Origin of the sequence: Bradyrhizobium sp. LMG 9283 (assembly GCF_045571415.1) — a bacterium.
Lineage (GTDB): Bacteria > Pseudomonadota > Alphaproteobacteria > Rhizobiales > Xanthobacteraceae > Bradyrhizobium.
Map to the genome: position 1 here is coordinate 2,359,469 of NZ_CP120691.1, position 17,162 is coordinate 2,376,630.

14 protein-coding genes and 1 pseudogene are annotated in these 17,162 nt (G+C 61.8%); 8 read left to right on the plus strand and 7 right to left on the minus strand.

Going from position 1 to position 17,162, the window contains the following annotated elements; all coding sequences use genetic code 11:
• Nucleotides 1–27 precede the first annotated feature (27 nt).
• Nucleotides 28–1,944 (plus strand): response regulator, encoded by a 1,917-nt coding sequence (locus P6U29_RS10985; protein WP_407117603.1) that lies wholly within the window; start codon nucleotides 28–30, stop codon nucleotides 1,942–1,944.
• A gap of 310 nt (nucleotides 1,945–2,254) precedes the next feature.
• Here P6U29_RS10985 and P6U29_RS10990 read toward each other — a convergent pair whose 3' ends face one another.
• Nucleotides 2,255–3,223: a helix-turn-helix transcriptional regulator gene (locus P6U29_RS10990; protein WP_407117604.1), complete on the minus strand. Its 969-nt coding sequence runs from the start codon at nucleotides 3,221–3,223 to the stop codon at nucleotides 2,255–2,257.
• A 38-nt stretch (nucleotides 3,224–3,261) separates the two neighbouring features.
• On the opposite strand from P6U29_RS10990, the gene P6U29_RS10995 reads away from it, so the two are divergent.
• Nucleotides 3,262–3,741 (plus strand): YybH family protein, encoded by a 480-nt coding sequence (locus P6U29_RS10995; RefSeq protein ID WP_407117605.1) that lies wholly within the window; start codon nucleotides 3,262–3,264, stop codon nucleotides 3,739–3,741.
• 240 nt (nucleotides 3,742–3,981) lie between these two features.
• On the opposite strand, the gene lpdA is transcribed toward P6U29_RS10995, so the two are convergent.
• Genes lpdA through P6U29_RS11015 form a run of 4 tightly spaced genes read right to left on the minus strand, consistent with a single transcriptional unit; the run spans nucleotide 3,982 to nucleotide 8,930 of the window.
• Nucleotides 3,982–5,379, minus strand: coding sequence for a dihydrolipoyl dehydrogenase (lpdA, locus tag P6U29_RS11000; RefSeq protein ID WP_407117606.1), 1,398 nt, complete (start codon nucleotides 5,377–5,379; stop codon nucleotides 3,982–3,984).
• Between the two features lie 7 nt (nucleotides 5,380–5,386).
• The gene (locus tag P6U29_RS11005; protein WP_407117607.1) at nucleotides 5,387–6,652 is read right to left on the minus strand and encodes a dihydrolipoamide acetyltransferase family protein; all 1,266 of its coding nucleotides are present in this window, start codon (nucleotides 6,650–6,652) and stop codon (nucleotides 5,387–5,389) included.
• Between the two features lies 1 nt (nucleotide 6,653).
• Nucleotides 6,654–7,667, minus strand: coding sequence for an alpha-ketoacid dehydrogenase subunit beta (locus P6U29_RS11010; protein WP_407117608.1), 1,014 nt, complete (start codon nucleotides 7,665–7,667; stop codon nucleotides 6,654–6,656).
• A gap of 3 nt (nucleotides 7,668–7,670) precedes the next feature.
• Nucleotides 7,671–8,930, minus strand: a complete 1,260-nt coding sequence (locus tag P6U29_RS11015; protein WP_407119290.1) for a 3-methyl-2-oxobutanoate dehydrogenase (2-methylpropanoyl-transferring) subunit alpha — start codon at nucleotides 8,928–8,930, stop codon at nucleotides 7,671–7,673.
• Between the two features lie 29 nt (nucleotides 8,931–8,959).
• Here P6U29_RS11015 and P6U29_RS11020 point away from each other — a divergent pair, with 29 nt between their 5' ends.
• From P6U29_RS11020 to P6U29_RS11045, 6 genes and pseudogenes are all read left to right on the plus strand, one after another.
• Nucleotides 8,960–9,271, plus strand: coding sequence for a hypothetical protein (locus P6U29_RS11020; protein ID WP_407117609.1), 312 nt, complete (start codon nucleotides 8,960–8,962; stop codon nucleotides 9,269–9,271).
• 56 nt (nucleotides 9,272–9,327) lie between these two features.
• Nucleotides 9,328–9,840 (plus strand): Lrp/AsnC family transcriptional regulator, encoded by a 513-nt coding sequence (locus P6U29_RS11025; RefSeq protein WP_407117610.1) that lies wholly within the window; start codon nucleotides 9,328–9,330, stop codon nucleotides 9,838–9,840.
• A 294-nt stretch (nucleotides 9,841–10,134) separates the two neighbouring features.
• Nucleotides 10,135–10,293, plus strand: a pseudogene (locus tag P6U29_RS11030) (sugar ABC transporter ATP-binding protein); the annotation flags it as partial.
• A 33-nt stretch (nucleotides 10,294–10,326) separates the two neighbouring features.
• Nucleotides 10,327–11,211 carry an NAD(P)-dependent oxidoreductase gene (locus P6U29_RS11035; RefSeq protein WP_407117611.1) on the plus strand — a complete coding sequence of 295 codons (885 nt, stop codon included), beginning with the start codon at nucleotides 10,327–10,329 and terminating at the stop codon, nucleotides 11,209–11,211.
• Nucleotides 11,212–11,246: 35 nt separating this feature from the next.
• Nucleotides 11,247–12,728 (plus strand): aldehyde dehydrogenase family protein, encoded by a 1,482-nt coding sequence (locus P6U29_RS11040; protein ID WP_407117612.1) that lies wholly within the window; start codon nucleotides 11,247–11,249, stop codon nucleotides 12,726–12,728.
• Nucleotides 12,729–12,882: 154 nt separating this feature from the next.
• Entirely contained in the window at nucleotides 12,883–13,962 is a 1,080-nt protein-coding gene (locus P6U29_RS11045) for an isocitrate/isopropylmalate dehydrogenase family protein (protein WP_407117613.1), read from the plus strand.
• Between the two features lie 10 nt (nucleotides 13,963–13,972).
• Here the strand turns inward: P6U29_RS11045 and P6U29_RS11050 are convergent, their stop codons facing one another.
• Nucleotides 13,973–14,869: a LysR family transcriptional regulator gene (locus P6U29_RS11050; RefSeq protein ID WP_407117614.1), complete on the minus strand. Its 897-nt coding sequence runs from the start codon at nucleotides 14,867–14,869 to the stop codon at nucleotides 13,973–13,975.
• A 1,000-nt stretch (nucleotides 14,870–15,869) separates the two neighbouring features.
• On the minus strand, nucleotides 15,870–16,868 hold the full coding sequence (locus tag P6U29_RS11055) for an IS110 family transposase (protein WP_407114091.1): 999 nt from the start codon (nucleotides 16,866–16,868) through the stop codon (nucleotides 15,870–15,872).
• Between the last annotated feature and the right edge of the window lie 294 nt (nucleotides 16,869–17,162).

Below are 17,162 nucleotides of genomic sequence, written 5' to 3' on the forward strand. Positions count from 1 at the left end.
AGGACCGCCGTATGCGAGGCCGTTGCGATGATCATGCCAAGTACCATGCCAAGTACCACCTCGGGCAATAGCATCGTTCAAACGGAAATCAAGTTCCTCGTCGAGAAGAATGCCGACGGCATTCTTGTGGTCGATGAGGAGGGTACCGTCCTGTTTGCCAATCCCGCGGCGGAGAAGATTTTCGGCAGACCCTCAGATTCTCTGGTGGGCTCTCCGATTGGCATCCCCTTTCTGGTCGACGAGACCACTGAAATTGCGATCCACCGACCTGGTGGCGATCAGGTCGATGCCGAGATCCGGGTCGTGGATACGACCTGGAACCATCGGCCAGCCCGCCTTGCCAGCATCCGTGACGTGTCCGGGCGCAAGGCCATGGAGGAGCGCCTGCGGCACTCCGCCAAAATGGAAGCGGTTGGCCGGCTGACTGCCGGCATCGCCCATGATTTCAACAACCTCCTGACTGTGGTGCTAGGCAACCTGGAGAATGCCCGGCGGCAATCGGCGCTTGCCGAGACCGCTTTGCTGCGCGCGCTCGACAATGCCACGCGCGGTGCGCGCCGTGCTGCCGGGCTCACGGAGCGTCTGCTGGCGTTTGCCCGGCGCAAGCCGCTGGACCCCAGAACTGTCGATATCAATGCTCTTGTGTCCGGAATGTCGGATCTCCTTCAGCGCACACTGGGAGAAGAGATCAGAGTCCGGGCAGCGCTTGCGCCTGATCTGTGGCCAACAGAGGTTGACCCCACCGAACTGGAGGCCGCCATCCTCAATCTTGCGGTGAACGCTCGCGACGCAATGGCCTCTGGCGGTGAATTTACCATCGAGACCGGCAATGCCGAGTTGGATGGGGCTTATGCGGCTGCCAACAACGACGTGAAGCACGGGAACTATGTGCTCGTTTCGGTCTCGGATACCGGAACGGGCATGCCACCCGCCGTCCTCAAGCAAGTGTTCGAGCCATTCTTCACCACCAAGGGCGGACGCGGGACGGGGCTAGGCTTGAGTCAGGTGTATGGCTTCGTCACGCAAAGCGGCGGACACGTGAAGCTCTACAGCGAGCCGGGGTTTGGCACCACGGCTAAGCTTTACCTGCCGAGGGCGCAAGAGACGCAGCACGCAGGGGACCCACAGCCCACAGAACCGTCAACCGCCGGGAGGAAGATCCCGCACGCCAAGCCCGATGAGTCCATCCTTCTGGTCGAGGACGATGGTGATGTCCGCAATTACGCAGGCAACAGCCTGCGTGAACTTGGCTATCACGTTCTTGAAGCGATCGATGCCACTTCGGCTTTGCAAATCCTCGAACACGAGACAGGCATTCGCCTGTTGTTCACCGATCTTGGTCTTCCCGGCGGGATTGACGGGCGGATGTTGGCCGAGCGCGCGCGAAAAATCCGCCCGTCGCTAAAGGTCGTCATAACCACGGCCTACGCGGCGAGCGCGCTGATTCACGATGGGCGGCTCGATCCCGGAGTCGATCTGCTCAGCAAGCCATTCACCTTCGCAACGCTCGCAGTACGGATTCGTGACGCGCTGGATCGCAGTCCCGCTCCTGAAGGTCCGATGCGCATTCTGGTCGTCGAAGACGAATTGTTGGTGCGAATGCTCGTTGTCGAAGCACTCGCCGAACGTGGGTGCCTGACGGTGGAAGCTGCGAGCTTCGAGGAAGCCTTGAAAAAGTTTCGCAATACCGGCGAGGAATTTGCCGCGGCGATCATTGATCTTGGCCTACCCGACCAGCCGGGCGATCACCTCGTCAGAGAAATCAGAGCGTCGAAACCCGATCTGCCGATTGTTCTGGCAACCGGTTACGGAAGCGATACTATCTGCGAGCGATTGCCGCAGGATACGCGCCTCCAAGTCCTAGCCAAGCCGTTTCATGCGGACGGCATTACGACCGCGCTGGAGCGATTTGGGCTCCGCGTGGCAAAGCGGCAAGACAGTTGATTGCCAAGATGGTCGATCCCGAGCACGCACTTCACGGGACCATCGCATTTTTGGCTTAGCCGACTAATTTGCCAATGCCGTCGATGGGTGAATCGAAGAGGAAGAAAGGTCATTGATTCTTTATTCATCGGGAGCGAATCCGCCGGCGCTATCCGGAATTCGGTTTTTTCTGCGCGGGTTCATTTTTTCTGCGGGCGGCGAGTCCTTGCACTTCGTCACCCGCCGCCCGCAGGAATCGATGAGAGGCCTTGTCTTGGGGTCGAGATTGACCACGAGGTCGCCGGTCTGGATGACCGGCAGCGCAAGCCTGCTACCGGCGGGCGTTGGAAACTCGTTTTCGGAATTCCGATGGGGTGACATTGGCGTGTTGACGAAAGAACTTCACAAAATTGGTTGCATCGGCGAAGCCTACCGTCGCGGCGATAGAATCGACCGGCCATGAGGTGTGCGCAAGGAGCCGCTTCGCTTCCAGAATCACGCGGTTCTCGATGATTATCTTGGGCGGCAATCCACGAATCTCGAGGCATGCACGCCGCAACGCCTTCGTCGAATAATGCAACCTGGTGGCGTAGTCCTCGACGCGACGGCTCTGAGCGAACCCGGTCTCGACATCTGCAAGAAATCGCCGGACGACATGCCGATAGTTTGACATCGATGGGACTTCACCTCGATCCGAGCAGTAAACGATACGCAGCAGCAGAGCGTGCAGCAGATGTTGCAGTATTCGCGCGCCGACGGAGGATCCGTCCGTCCTTCTGTACTCATCGCCTATCGTGACAAGGCCCGACTGAACGCTCGCGAATGAATCCACATCAAGCTTAAGTAGGCCGTTCGGCGCGGCGCGTTCGAGCACCGATCCGAGCATCTGCGAATGGGCTGCGTTCTCGTCCGGCAGGACAAATTCGGGTGTAAAAAGAAGTATCGTCGCCTGCGCTCGTGCGCCGGGTATGAACTGCTGGACCTGACCGGGTCGAACGTGCACGAGCGTCCGGGCCGAACATTGCAATCGTTCGAAATCGAGGTAGTGCGTCGTCGTTCCGGAGGAGAACAGCATCAGCAGGTGAAATGCCGGTCGCTGCGGCTGGGCAAAGTGACTGGCCGGCACGCGCGTAAAGAGGTCAGACAACGTGAGCGGCTCTATTCCCAACGTAGGGAAACGGCTGTTGAAATAGCCAACCCCTGCAATGGCTCGTCGACCAATCTCACGTCTCACGTGCGGTGTCCGTTTTTGATAATCGAATGGTAGCAAACTGACCTTGTTGGAAGCAAGACGACGCATGAAAATGGCCGATACTCGATACAGAGAGGACGTTGGCCATGGCTCGTCACGCACTCCGGATCGCCGCCGCAGCAATGATCGTCGGCGCGTTCTATTGCTCCGCTCGCGGTATTCGCGCAGAACCGGCATCGGACAAGGCGGCCATAGAGGCTGCCAATCGCGAATTCGATCGAGCACTGTCTGCGCGCGATATCGATGCGATGGATAAGGTCTGGGCCAAAGAACCGTACGTCATCGCAATTCACCCGGCGAGCAAGGCCCCGATCGTCGGTTGGACCGCTGTCAAGGCGAGCTGGCAGGCGACATTTGACCGCTTTGCGGAAATCTCGGTGTCAATGAAGGAGCCGCAAATCAGAATCAACCAGAACGTTGCTTGGATCGTGGGCGTCGAGACAGTCACTGGCAAATTGAAGAATGGCGATGCCGCAGTTTTTGCTGCGCTGACGACGAATGTCTTCGAGAAGCTTGGCGGACGATGGTCGATGGTTCTTCACAGCACCTCACGTCTACCTCAATAAGCAGCTGAGGGCGTTCCAAGCCAAATAGCCCGTCGATCCGGGCAGTGCAGCAATGGCGGACACGCATCGTTTCATGCCGTGGGTCCTGGTGTGGCATGCGCTAGCCTATAAGCACGGATTTGCCCGACATCAGTCTGGGCGGGCCGATCGAAGCGCGGGTTCAATCCCAAAACAAAAACCCCGCCATTCGCGGCGGGGTCCAGCGGGAGGAGTGCAGGCCGGAATGGTTCCCGCCATATTTTAGATATGAATTGCGTGTCCCAGCGATTTCAGCGATGCCTCGTGAAAGGCTTCGCTTTGGGTCGGATGCGCGTGGATGGTCATCGCGATGTCCTCGAGGCGTGCACCCATCTCCAGCGCAAGGCTGAACGCCGCTGAAAGTTCGGCGATGCCGGCTCCGACTCCCTGAATTCCAAGCAGAAGATGGTTGTCAGCACGTGCCACGGTCCGGATGAAGCCGTCCTCTCGCTCCAGTGTCAGCGCGCGACCGTTGGCCTTGAACGGAAAGAGATCCGTCTGGACATCGAAGCCCTTGCCGCTCGCCTCGTTGGGGCACAGGCCGACCGCGACGATCTCGGGATCGGTGAAGCAGATCGCCGGGATCGAAACCCGGTCCCAGGCGCGGCGGTGGCCGGCGACGATCTCCGCGACCATTTCGCCCTGCGCCATCGCGCGATGTGCCAGCATCGGTTCTCCCGTGACATCGCCGATCGCGAAGATGCCGTGCATCGAGCTGCGGCAGCGGTGGTCGATCCGGATGAAAGGTCCGGTCATGTCGAGATCGAGAGTCTCGAGGTCAAAGCCGGATGTCGCCGGCCGTCGGCCGACCGTAACGAGGATCTTGTCGGCATCCAGCGTCCTCTGCTCGCCGCCGGCGGTCTCGATCGCGAGCGCGGTACCGTCAGCGACCAGCGCTTTCGCCTTCGCGCCTGTCAGGATGGTGACTCCGAGCGCGCTGAGGCGCCTTTCGACAGGCGCGCTCAGTTCCCCATCATATTGCGGCAGAATGCGTGGCTCGGCCTCGACGACCGTGACGGCCGCGCCCAATTTCGCAAAGGCCGTACCGAGCTCGAGGCCAATGTAGCCGCCGCCGACCACGACCAGCTTCTTCGGGATCTCGGTGAGCGCCAGCGCCTCGGTCGACGAGATCACGCGGCCTCCGAATGGCATGTGCGGAAGCGCGACGGGCTCGGAGCCGGTCGCGATCACCACCGTTTCGGCATGGATCATCTGCGCGCCGGATTGTGTTTCGACCTCGACGGACTTGCCATCGCGAAAACGGGCATGCCTGGCTATGAGCCTGACGCCCGCTTTCTTCAGGAGGCCGGCCACGCCGCCATTGAGGCGCCGGACGATCCCGTCCTTCCAGGCGATGGTCCTGGCGAAATCGAGCGACGGCTTTGCCGTGGAAATTCCGAGCGCACTCTTGTGCTCGGCGGCAGCTGCGATCGTTTCATACTCGCCGGCCGCATGGATCAGAGCCTTGGAGGGAATGCAGCCGACATTGAGACAGGTGCCGCCCGGCTTTTCGGCTTCGACGATGATCGTATCGATGCCGAGCTGGCCGGCGCGGATCGCGCAGGTATAGCCGCCGGGACCAGCGCCGATGACAAGGAGCTTGCAGGTAATTTCATTCATCGCACTATCAATCAATGAAGATCATGGCCGGCGTTTCCAGCAGCAGCTTGATGCGTTGCACGAACTGGGCGGCATCAAAACCGTCGATCACGCGATGATCGAAGCTGGATGACAGGTTCATGATCCGGCGCGGCACGAAGGCCGTGCCGTCCCAATGCGGCCGGATGGCGATCCGGTTGACTCCAATGATCGCGACCTCCGGATGATTGATGATGGGCGTCGTCACAAGCCCGCCCAGCGCGCCGAGCGAGGTGATCGTGATGGTCGAGCCGGTAAGTTCGTCGCGCGTGGCGTTGCCATTGCGAGCCCCTTCGGCGAGACGCGCAATCTCGGTGGCGCAATCCCAGATGCCGCGCGCTTCGGTATGCCGGACGACCGGGACCATCAGGCCGGCCGGCGTCTGCGTGGCGATCCCGATATGAACGCCGGCGTGCTGGTGCACGATCCCGTCTTCATCGTCGAAATGGGCATTGAGATGCGGCTGCTCGGCGATCGCGCGCACCATGGCGCGCATCAGGAACGGCAACAATGTCAGCTTCGGCTTGCCCGGCCGCTTCTGGCCGTTGATCTTCCTGCGCAAATCCTCGAGCGAAGTGACGTCGACCTCTTCGACATAGGTGATGTGCGGAATGCGCGAGCTCGCAATCGACATCTTTTCGGCGATCTTGCGACGCAAGCCGACGATCTTGATGTCGGTGACCGCGGTTTGCGCCGGATAGGGCGTCGCCGCCGTCCCGGCGCGGCCGCGCGCGAGCTGGGCGTCGAGGTCATCGTGGGTGATCCGCCCAGCCGGCCCCGAGCCGGATATCTGCCGCAAGTCGATGCCTGCTTCACGTGCACGAAGCCGGACGGCAGGAGCGGCCAACGGCCGGTCGCCTGTATGGTGTGGACGCGTTGCGGAGGAGTGCGATTTCACGGCCTCGGGCGGCACGTTCGTGGACAGGCGCGGAGCGCTCGCGGCATGACCAGGCGTCTTGGCCGAAGCGCTTGCTGCAGGCGATGCGAGCTTCGCCGACGCCGACTCGCTCTTGTTGTCCACCTCCAGCCGAACGAAGTCCGAGCCGATGGCGAGCAGGTCGCCTACCTTGCCGGCGAGCCAGATGACGCGTCCGTCGGTGGGCGAAGGGATCTCCACCGTCGCCTTGTCGGTCATGACGGCGCCGAGCACGGCGTCCTCACGCACGACGTCGCCAACTTTTACGTGCCATTCGACGAGCTCGGCTTCGGCGATGCCTTCGCCGACGTCGGGCAGCTTGACCACGCGCTCGGCCATCTCAGGCCTCCAGCGTTTCGATCAGCGCGCGGCCGATCCGCGCCGGTCCCGGGAAGTAGTCCCATTCCTGCGCGTGCGGGTAGGGTGTATCCCAGCCGGCAACGCGAACAATCGGTGCCTCCAGGTGATAGAAACACCGCGTTTGCACCAGCGCGCAGAGCTCTGCACCAAAGCCGGATGTAAGCGTTGCCTCATGCACGATCACGCAGCGTCCGGTCTTCTTGACCGACGTTTCGATGGCGTCGAGATCGAGCGGCAGCAGGGTGCGCAGATCGATGATCTCGGCGTCGATATCGGCTTCCGCCGCGGCCGTCTCCGCGACATGAACCATCGTACCGTAGGCAAGGATGGTGACGGCCTGGCCTTGCCTGCGGATCGCGGCGCTGCCGAGGGGAATGGCAAAGTGCCCGTCCTCGACCTCACCGAGATCGTGCTTCGACCAGGGCGTCACCGGCCGGTCGTGATGGCCGTCGAACGGACCATTATAGAGTCGCTTCGGTTCGAGAAAGATCACAGGATCGGGGTCCTCGATCGCCGATATCAGGAGACCCTTGGCGTCGCGCGGGTTCGACGGCACCACCGTTTTGATACCGCAGACATGGGTGAACAGCGCTTCGGGGCTCTGGCTGTGCGTCTGCCCGCCAAAAATGCCGCCGCCGGTCGGCATGCGCACCACGAGCGGGCAGGTGAACTGGCCGTTGGAGCGATAGCGCAGCCGCGCGGCCTCGGAGACGATCTGATCGTAGGCCGGGTACATGTAATCGGCGAACTGGATCTCGACACAGGGTTTCAGGCCGTAAGCCGCCATGCCAACGGCGATGCCGACGATTCCGAGCTCGCTGATCGGGGTATCGAAGCAGCGGCTGGTTCCGTATTTCGCTTGCAGGCCCTGGGTCGCGCGAAACACGCCGCCGAAATAGCCGACGTCCTCGCCAAACACGACGACGTCACTGTCGCGCGACATCATCACATCCATGGCGTCGCGGATTGCTTCGATCATGGTTTTGCGCGGCATCGCTCAGACTCCGGCTTCCTGGCGTTGCCGGCGTAGATGCGGCGGCATCTCGGCGAACACGCCTTCGAACATGTCGCGCGCCGAGGCATGCTGAGGGGAATGCAGCGTGCCGTGGCTCTCGGCCTCCTTCTGCGCCGCGATCACGGTGTCCATGATCTCGGCCTCGGCCTGCTTTTGCCGCTCTTCCGACCAAACGCCGCGTACGATCAAATGGTTCTTCAGCCTGATGACGGGATCTCCCAGCGGCCATGCCTCCGATTCCATCTTCGGCCGATAGCCTGCGGGATCGTCCGAGGTGGAATGCGCACCGACGCGATACGTCACGTGCTCGATCAGGGTCGGGCCGAGATTGCGGCGGGCGCGCTCGCAGGCCCATTTCGCCACCGCGTGGACCGCGAGGTAATCGTTGCCGTCGACGCGCAGCGACGGAATGCCGAAGCCGAGACCGCGCGCTGCGAACGTGCCGGACCCACCGCGCGCGATGCCCTGGAAGGTCGAAATGGCCCATTGATTGTTGACGATGTTGAGCACGACCGGCGCCCGATAGGTCGAAGCAAACGCGAGGGCGGCGTGGAAGTCGGATTCGGCGGTTGCGCCATCGCCGATCCAGGCGACGGCGATCTTGGTATCGTTCTTGATTGCAGACGCCATCGCCCAGCCGACCGCCTGGATGTACTGGGTGGCGAGATTGCCGGAGATTGAGAAGAAGCCGTGCTCCCGGGAGGAATACATCACGGGCAGCTGGCGTCCCTTCAGGGGATCGTGCGTGTTGGAGTAGATCTGGCAGGCCATCTCGACCAGGGAATAGCCGCTGGCGATCAAAAGTCCTGCCTGACGATAGGTCGGGAAATTCATGTCGCCCGGAAGCAGCGCCTTGCGGAAGGCGCAGCTCACGGCCTCTTCGCCCATATGCTGCATATAGAACGACGTCTTGCCCTGACGCTGCGCCATCTGCATGCGTGCATCGAAGGCACGCAACGTCATCATGTGGCGCAAGCCCTCGAGCAATTCGCTCTCCGAGAGCGCGCCGGCCCAGGGGCCGACGGCTTCGCCGTCGCGATTGAGCACACGGATCACGGAAAAGGCGAGGTCGCGTATCGCCTCGGCGTCCACGTCGACGTTGGGACGATCGACCTGGCCGGCGCGCGGAATGCGGATGTTCGAGAAATCGGGTTTTCCGCCCGGGCGCACCGCCGGTTCCGGTACGTGCAGCTTCAGGGGCACAGGCTCCGGCGGCCGAACTGGTTCGCGCCGCGAGCTCATGGTGTCATCTGTGAGGTTTTGGTCGGGCATTGGCATTCACCCCTCACCTCGATCGCATCAATGCAGAACAACGCGCCAACGCGCCGAACGAGCCGGTCGATGATGTCGCGGTCGTCGATATCTATGGAAGCCGAGATACGGCATTCGCTCGCGTCTGCTCGTGCGCTGACGGCAGCAAGCCGAAGCCCCGCGACGCGCGTCTGGTCGAGCAGGCGGCCGAGTGCGGCGTGCATATCGTTGGTCTGAAGTTCGAGAAGAAACACCGCATATGTCTCATTTTATTGGCATATCGTACTGGCAAAATTCAGGATTGTTGTTCTTTTAATCTGGGTGTAGCCTAGTTTTGCGGTATGGATTTTCTACGTCTCGACCGCAATCCCAGAACGGAGTTCTCGGTATGGCGCCGGTCGGACGTGCCACAGGACCAGTCAAGGCACCGCGCAAGGATGCGCTTCGGCTCGACGAGATCGATCGCAAGATCCTGCGCGCCTTGCAGCAGGATGCGCGCCTGACGACGGCGCAACTCGCCGACAAGATCGGGCTCTCGACCACGCCCTGCTGGAACAGGTTGAAGCGCCTGGAGACGCAGGGCTATATCGATGGCTATGTCGCGCTGCTCAATCAGGACAAGCTCGGCTTGCCTGAAACCGTCATCATCGAGCTGACCCTCGACCGCCATGACGAAGAGATGCTCGAGCGTTTTGGTCAACTGCTCACGAGCTTGCCGGAGGTGATCGAGGCCTATCTCACCACGGGCGACTACGATTACGTCGTGAAGGTCGCGGTCGAGAGCACCGCCGGCTATGAACGCTTCCTGCGCGAAAAGCTCTATCGCATCCCGGGCATCCGGCACAGCCGGTCATCGTTTGCGCTGCGATGCCTGAAGAAGCTGACCTCGGTGCAGGTTTAGTCAAATGCGTGCGCGGCCATGAGAAGACGCCACCCGGCTTGATGTCTTCCTAATGCTTGCAGGAGTGCGGCTTGTCAGAAGGCAGTCTTCTTGCCGATGATGCCGACATAGCTCGATCGCACCAGAGCGCCCGCGCCGGTAGATCAGAAAAACAAAACAGGGGATCAGAAAAAGCGCCTTGCATGAAGCAGGGAGGCGCCGCTCATCTTGTGCCAGCAAGAAGAAAGCCTGTTGCACGCGAGGAAACGATAGTTGCGAGCGGTCCCTTCGGCGCGAGAGCACGACGACTCCGTCGCGCCTTTAGGTCTGGCTGTCGTCGTGATCTCCTCCTACCTGCCGGAAGTGCTGGCTCGCTCGGATCGTATCCTGGTCGCCAAGCGCGGAAAGATCGTCGAGGAGATCAAGGCGTCAGAGGCGACCGAGCAGCAGATCATGTACGCTGCCGTTCACTAGGGCTTGCTTGAACCGATGAATGAGAGTGCTGCGATGAGAGTCGGAATTATTGGTGTCGGGCTGATGGGCCATGGTATCGCAAAGAACGTCGCTGCGCGCGGCGGCTTTCCTCTGGCTTTTCTCGATCATCCCGGAAATCAGCCCGTGGACGATCTCATCGGCCTCGGCGCTACGGCCTGCGAGACTCCCGGCGACGTCGCGGACGCCTCGGATATGATCATCCTATGCGTGACGGGTTCTCCCCAGGTCGAAGCAATCCTCACCGGTGAGACGGGCGTTCTGTCTCGCCTACGCAGGGGGACCATCATTGTCGACTGTTCGACGGCGCTGCCGGACTCAACCCTGCGGATGGCCGCCGCGGTTGAAGCGGCGGGGGGACGCTTTCTCGATGCGCCCATGACACGTACCGCCAAGCACGCGGAAGAAGGTACGCTGAACCTGCTGGTTGGCGGCGACGAAGCGGACCTTCGGAGCGTCCGGGCAGTCCTCGCATCCTTCACCGAAAGTGTCGAACATGTCGGCCCGGTGAGCTTTGGCCATCGGCTCAAGCTGCTCCACAACTACGTGTCGATCGGCTTCATGGCGCTGCTCGGCGAGGCTGCGGCGCAGGCCGCCGAGGCAGGCGTCGATCCGGCGATCTTCGTGGATGTTCTCGCCAAGGGCGGCGGGGCGGGCGTTGCGCTCCAGCGCATGGCGCCGGCGATCGTGACGGGCGACGGCGGCGCCGTTCCATTCTTCATCGGCAATGCGCTAAAGGACATCTCCTACTACCAGACGATGGCGGGCAGCTCCGGAGCATCCAAAGCGATCGCCGACGGTGTTGGCGCTGCCATTGCGGCTGTGGTCGAGAGCGGCCACGGCCAATCCTATATTTCGGACCTGGCGCGGCTACTTCGCAAGACGAAGTCGGCCGCCTAGGCGGAATCACTGTTGAGACAAGGAAAGCAAGTCCAATGACGAAAGCCGATATCCGATTTCCCGTGGACGGCCGAGCGCGCAAGATGTTCATCGATGGCGCATGGGTGGAAGCCCGCTCGGGGAAAGTGTTCGAGACGCGCAATCCTGCGACCGGTGAGGTGATTGGTCGTGTCCCGCGTGGGGATGCCGGCGACATCGATGCCGCCGTCAGCGCCGCCCGCCGCGCTTTCGTGGGACCTTGGAGCCGGTTCAAGCCGTTCGAGCGGCAGGCTCTGCTCCTGCGTATCGCCGATCTGTTCGAGAAGCATTGGGAGGAGATCAGCCAGTCCGACACCGCCGACATGGGCATGCCGATCGTCAGGACGCGGGCGAACAAGCTCCGCGTGCTCGGCATGCTCAGATACTACGCCGGCATGGCGACCGCGATTCACGGCCAGACGATCGACAATTCGCTTCCGGGCGACATCGTCTCGTTCACGCGCAAGGAGCCGGTCGGGGTCGTCGGCGCGATCATTCCGTGGAACGCGCCGACGGCAGCGTCGGTCTGGAAGATCGGGCCGGCGCTTGCGACCGGTTGCACGATCGTGCTCAAACCATCCGAAGAGGCACCGCTGACGCCGCTCCTGATCGCGGATTTGATGAACGAGGCAGGTGTACCTCCAGGCGTCGTCAACGTCGTGACCGGGACCGGGTCGGAGGCGGGTGCGCCTCTGGCCGAACATCTCGGTGTCGACAAGATCGTCTTCACGGGATCCACCGCAACCGGACAGGCGATCATCCGCGCCTCTGCCGGCAACCTGAAGCGGGTGTCGCTCGAGCTTGGCGGAAAGTCACCCGTCATCGTCTGCGCCGATGCGGATATCGACAAGGCAGTCCCCATTGCGGCAATGGCCGCGTTTGCCAATTCGGGCCAGATCTGTATTGCCGGATCCCGCTTGTTCGTCGAGCGAGCGATCCACGACGAATTGGTCGAACGGCTTGGGAAGTTTGCCTCGGCCCTGAAAATCGGAGATGGCGCGGATCCCACGACTGAGATTGGCCCCCTCGTTTCCGAGCGACAGCTCGACAAGGTCGAGGGCTTCCTGAACAGCGGACGCGATGAGGGCGCGAAGGTCGTGACCGGAGGCCGGAGACTGAGGGAGGGGAGTTTCGCGAAGGGCAATTTCGTCGAGCCGACCGTGTTCGCGGACGTCTCCGACAAGATGCAGATCGCCCGGGATGAAATCTTTGGTCCGGTCATTTCCGCGCTGCCGTTCGACACACTCGATGAAGCCGTGGAACGAGCCAACGCGACGCCATACGGGCTTGCGGCGGGTGTCTTCACGCGCGACGTGAGCAAGGCCCACATCGTCTCGCGTAGTCTGCGCGCTGGTTCGGTCTGGGTGAACACCTATCACGCCATCGACCCTGCATTGCCCTTCGGCGGCTACAAGATGAGTGGATACGGCCGTGAAGGCGGCACCGAGCAGCTCGACGAATATCTGAACACGAAGGGGGTCTGGATCAAGCTGGACTGACCCGGACTCTGTCGCGTTCGCGGTCAGTCGCGACGAGACATACCCATCGAGCGTTTCATCCAAGCGACGGCATGCCGGCGTGCGATGCCGTGTGCGCGCCGTCGTGGGGGAAATGGCGTGACCATCACAAGGTTCAACTCACCGAGCGAGTATCATGAAGGACAATTACAGAATTGCGGTCGTGCACGGAGACGGTATCGGACCGGAAGTGGCCGGTGCAGCGCTTGCGTTGCTGCAAGCCGGTGTCCAGGCCGGCACGCTCCAGTTCGAGGAATATCCGGCAGGCGCCACTCATTTTCTCGAGACGGGGGATTCGTTTCCGGTCAGCTCCTTTGAGGGCTGCCGCGCAGCCGACGCGATCCTTCACGGTGCCGCCGGTATTCCCGGTGTCGTCCATCCCGACGGGACAGAAGCGGGTCTCGATTTCACCTTGCAGCTTCGCTTCAAGCTGGACCTGTTCGCCAATGTGCGGCCCATCAAGCTCTACAAGGGGGTACCGTCCCCGCTCGGGCGCCCGGGCTCGATCGATTACGTTATCGTCCGGGAGAACAGCGAAGGTCTCTACGCCGCGCGCGGCGCGGGCGCGCTGCTGAGGGAGGAAGTCGCCGTCGACACGCTGGTCCAGACCCGGAAGGGTATCGAGCGCATCGTCCGCTTCGCGTTCGAGCTTGCCAGAACGAGGAACGGCTCGCCGAAGGACGGACGGCGTCGTGTGACGTGCTGCGACAAGGCCAATGTGCTGCGGACGTATGCGTTCTTCCGCGCGGTCTTCGATGAGGTGGCCAAGGACTATCCCGATATCGAAGCCGAGCACGTTCTCGTTGATGCGATGACGGTTCATCTCGTCAACAAGCCGTCCCACTTCGACGTCATCGTCACCGAGAACATGTTCGGCGACATCATTTCCGATCTCGGTGCGGCGACGGTCGGCGGCATGGGCATGGCTCCGTCCGAAGAAGTCGGCGACGGGGTTGGCTTCTTCCAGGCCTCGCACGGCTCGGCTCCCGACATCGCGAGGAAGGGACTTGCGAATCCCTATGGAACGATCCTGGCGTCGATCCTGATGCTGCGGCGTCTGGATCAGCGCTATCGGGATAACCGGCTGCGCCTTGGTGCGGACAGGATCGAGGCTGCCGTATGCACCGGGCTAGAGGACGCTTCGCTGAGGACGCGCGACATCGGCGGTCGTGCGAGCACCGATCAGGTCGTCGATGCGCTCTTGAAGTTGCTCTGAGCCGAGGACGTCAGCGCAGCTGGGAAAGACTTGAGCGGATCAACGAGATCAGCTGCTCGGTGTTCGGGCGCCTGACCGAGCTGCGGGTGGTGATCAAGCCGATCCGGCGAAGCTTGATCTGATCGGAGATCGGAACCACACGAAACTGCTGCACGCCCGCCTGGACCAGCGCGACCCGCGGTACGATCGCGATACCCAGGCCGGAGGCGGCCAGTGCCACCGCCGTCGTGGCGGCTTGGACTTCGAACTGCACATCGAGGCGGACGGCAAGCGTCTCCAGCGTCTCGTCGATCAACCCTCGGACTGCAGTCGTCTTCGACAGCAGGATAGCCGGCTTTTCGACGAGATCGGTGAAGCTGACGCTCGATTGCCCCTCGTCGAACACCGGCGGTACGCATGCAAAAAGCGGATCCTCGAGGATCGGCTCGAATTCGTAATCCGCCATGTCGGGGACCTCCGGGCCAATGCCGAACTCGACATCCTGACGTTTCAGCAGCTCGAGCATCGGTGCCGTGGAGAGCTCCATGAGCTGCACCTGGCTCCGCGGATGGCGGACCTTGAATGTCGCCAGGATGTTGGGAAGCCATCCGGACGCAAGTGTCGGAACGCAGGCCATTCGAATGTGGCGGCTGCGGGATTGCGCTGATTCCGTCAACAGGTCGAGCCCGGACTGCACTTCCTGAAGCGCGCGCTTCGCCTGCTCGAACAGGATCCGGCCCTCGGGCGTGAGCAGCACCTTCTGCGGCGTTCTGCGAAAAAGGAGAACGCCGATCTGCTCCTCCAGGTCGCGGATCTGCATGCTTATCGCGGACGGCGATCGGTTCGATTCCTCCGCCGCTTTCCGGAAGCTTTCGTGCTCAGCTGCGAGCAGGAAGGTATGGAGAAGCTTGAGATTGATGTTCGACAAATCTTCTGCCTGGGTTTGCGCTTGGCCGAACGCGCGTCGCGGAAGGCCTGCGTCCCGTAGTATATCTTGGTTCAGGTCAGCAGCGGGTCAAAGGGCCCCGGCCGAGGCCAGCTCTTGGCGCAACGCGGCGCTCCGGAGCACAATTTTCCGACTCCTGCGCAAAGCCCGGGATCTCTGCTCCGAAGAGATATTCTGCCATGTCGTTGATCGTCAATTCGGCGTTTATATAGCGATGTCAATAACATAGAACTTCGAAGCGCTGTCCGTGAGGCGCACCACCCAAAGGTTGGTCGCTCGAGACGAACGAGCTGCTCGCTGCTGCAGCGCCAGTCGCGCATGCGCTGCCGCCGACTCATGGGGTGCAGCAGGATTTAGTGAATGCTCGTTGGCAGATGAGGGCTTCGCGCCTTGCCCCGTCATTGCGAGCGAAGCGAAGCAATCCAGAAATGTTTCAAGCAGCCTGTTTCGCCCTCCGTCAACCCCTCTCCGCAAAAATATTCCACTTTACCGAAATTCGGAAATAGCGTATCTCTTGCCCATCCCGGCTCATCCTTGAGGGGCGATCATGAGGTCGTCATTGTCGCGAGCCGGCTTGCGGTGGACGCAGCAGCGTCGTGTACGAGATGTCAAGGGTAGGGCGGATTGCTCTCCGTGAGCCCGAAACTGCGTGCGGACGAACGGCGCTGTCAGGCTCGTCTCGCCTGTAAGTTTCCGGCTCCGTCGACAGGGCTGGGAAAACTGCGGCGAAATGGCGAACCGTGCGTACGGCAAAACCGTGTGGTCCTGGCCGTCGTTGCTACGGTCAAGCTCTTGCGAAGGCGGCAGTCGCGTCAACCGGCGCGGTGCCGGTGACTTTCGCAAGCGCGAGGGAGGCCAGAAGGAACTCGGCTCCCGGGAGCAACTGTGTTGAAGTAGACCGGTGATCGAGCGGGCTCAAGGCTGGCGCTGTGCGCCCCGCCTTCGGCGGCTGACGGCCTTGACCCCGCCCGCTCACCGGTCTTCAGGCGGTGCATGCGCTCGGCTGAGGCCGAGCGGGTTCGCTCAGTTCGTAGCGGCGAGCATCCCATTTCTGGCGCCGGGCGATCATGGTGTTGAGAATGCCGATGAGCTTGCGCATGCAGGCGGTCAGCGCAACCTTCGGCTCCTTCCCTTTAGCGATCAGACGATCATAGAAGGCCATGATCACAGGGTTGTGCCGCGTCGCAGCGCCGAGGCAAGCCATGTAGAAGAGATTGCGAACCTTTCGGCGTCCACCTTTTACATGGCGATCACCGCGTCGCTTCCCGCTGTCGTCATCGTAAGGAGCTGCTCCCAACAGCGCAGCGGCGATCCTGTTGCTCACCTGGCCAAGTTCCGGCATCGCGGCGACCAGACCGGCGGATGTGATCTTGCCGAGCCCTGGCACGCTCTCGATGATCTCGGCAAGTTCGGCCAAATGTGGCGCGGCCTTGATCATTGCGGCGATCGCAACCTCGAGCTTGGCAACTTCGTCTGCGATCTGCTTTAACAACCGAGCCTGCATCTGCTGGACGATTTTGGGGGCGGCATGCTCGCCCCTATTTTTCAGGCTCGTCTGCAGATCGAGCAGGCTCTGGCGCGCTTTTACGACCTGCACCAGATTCTCGCGGGCCGTGTCATGGGCCTGATCTGGAGCATCGGTGAAGGTCTCGGCAAACCAGGCGATCATCTCCGCATCGATCGCATCGTTCTTGGCGAGTTGTCCGGCTGATCGAGCGAAATCACGCACGCGCTTGGGGTCGACGATCCGGGCTTCGATGTCGGCCTGACGCAGCGCCTTAGCCCACTCTCGCTCGTAACCGCCAGATGCCTCCATGACCGCCTTGGCAACCTTGTATTTGCGCAGCCAGCGGATCAGACCGCGCCGTCCTTCTGCAGTGCTAGGAAACGTCTGCCGTTGCGACACCGCGCGGATGCATGCATCCACCTTGTCCTTGGCCACATCGATCCCGACGACAACGCCACCGTTTTGTGCCATCATCCACTCCCTTCCTTGCTCGGTTCGGGCTCGAAGCCCATGCAACTGTTCGGGTTGAGGAAGACACCGGATCTGTCCCACGCTCCCGGACAGGCTCTCAAGGCCTTTGAGCACGGTCGGGCTCAGATCCAGCGACGGGCGGTTGGTCAGAACCGCCCGTTGGCGTTTTTTGGCACAATTTGCAGACACAAGAGCGCGGCATAAGCCGTCCGACCATCGCGCAGGGAAGGCCGAGTGATTGGCACCACCTGTATGCTGCTGTGCGGTCTTTTTGCGCGTGCCCTTTGCGCAGCAGAC

Bases quoted from the DNA above. Each gene is read 5' to 3' on its own strand.
- P6U29_RS10985 (WP_407117603.1), top strand. From the start codon at position 28: ATGATCATGCCAAGTACCATGCCAAGTACCACCTCGGGCAATAGCATC.
- P6U29_RS10990 (WP_407117604.1), bottom strand. From the start codon at position 3,223: ATGCGTCGTCTTGCTTCCAACAAGGTCAGTTTGCTACCATTCGATTAT.
- P6U29_RS10995 (WP_407117605.1), top strand. From the start codon at position 3,262: ATGGCTCGTCACGCACTCCGGATCGCCGCCGCAGCAATGATCGTCGGC.
- lpdA (WP_407117606.1), bottom strand. From the start codon at position 5,379: ATGAATGAAATTACCTGCAAGCTCCTTGTCATCGGCGCTGGTCCCGGC.
- P6U29_RS11005 (WP_407117607.1), bottom strand. From the start codon at position 6,652: ATGGCCGAGCGCGTGGTCAAGCTGCCCGACGTCGGCGAAGGCATCGCC.
- P6U29_RS11010 (WP_407117608.1), bottom strand. From the start codon at position 7,667: ATGCCGCGCAAAACCATGATCGAAGCAATCCGCGACGCCATGGATGTG.
- P6U29_RS11015 (WP_407119290.1), bottom strand. From the start codon at position 8,930: ATGAGCTCGCGGCGCGAACCAGTTCGGCCGCCGGAGCCTGTGCCCCTG.
- P6U29_RS11025 (WP_407117610.1), top strand. From the start codon at position 9,328: ATGGCGCCGGTCGGACGTGCCACAGGACCAGTCAAGGCACCGCGCAAG.
- P6U29_RS11035 (WP_407117611.1), top strand. From the start codon at position 10,327: ATGAGAGTCGGAATTATTGGTGTCGGGCTGATGGGCCATGGTATCGCA.
- P6U29_RS11040 (WP_407117612.1), top strand. From the start codon at position 11,247: ATGACGAAAGCCGATATCCGATTTCCCGTGGACGGCCGAGCGCGCAAG.
- P6U29_RS11045 (WP_407117613.1), top strand. From the start codon at position 12,883: ATGAAGGACAATTACAGAATTGCGGTCGTGCACGGAGACGGTATCGGA.
- P6U29_RS11055 (WP_407114091.1), bottom strand. From the start codon at position 16,868: ATGATGGCACAAAACGGTGGCGTTGTCGTCGGGATCGATGTGGCCAAG.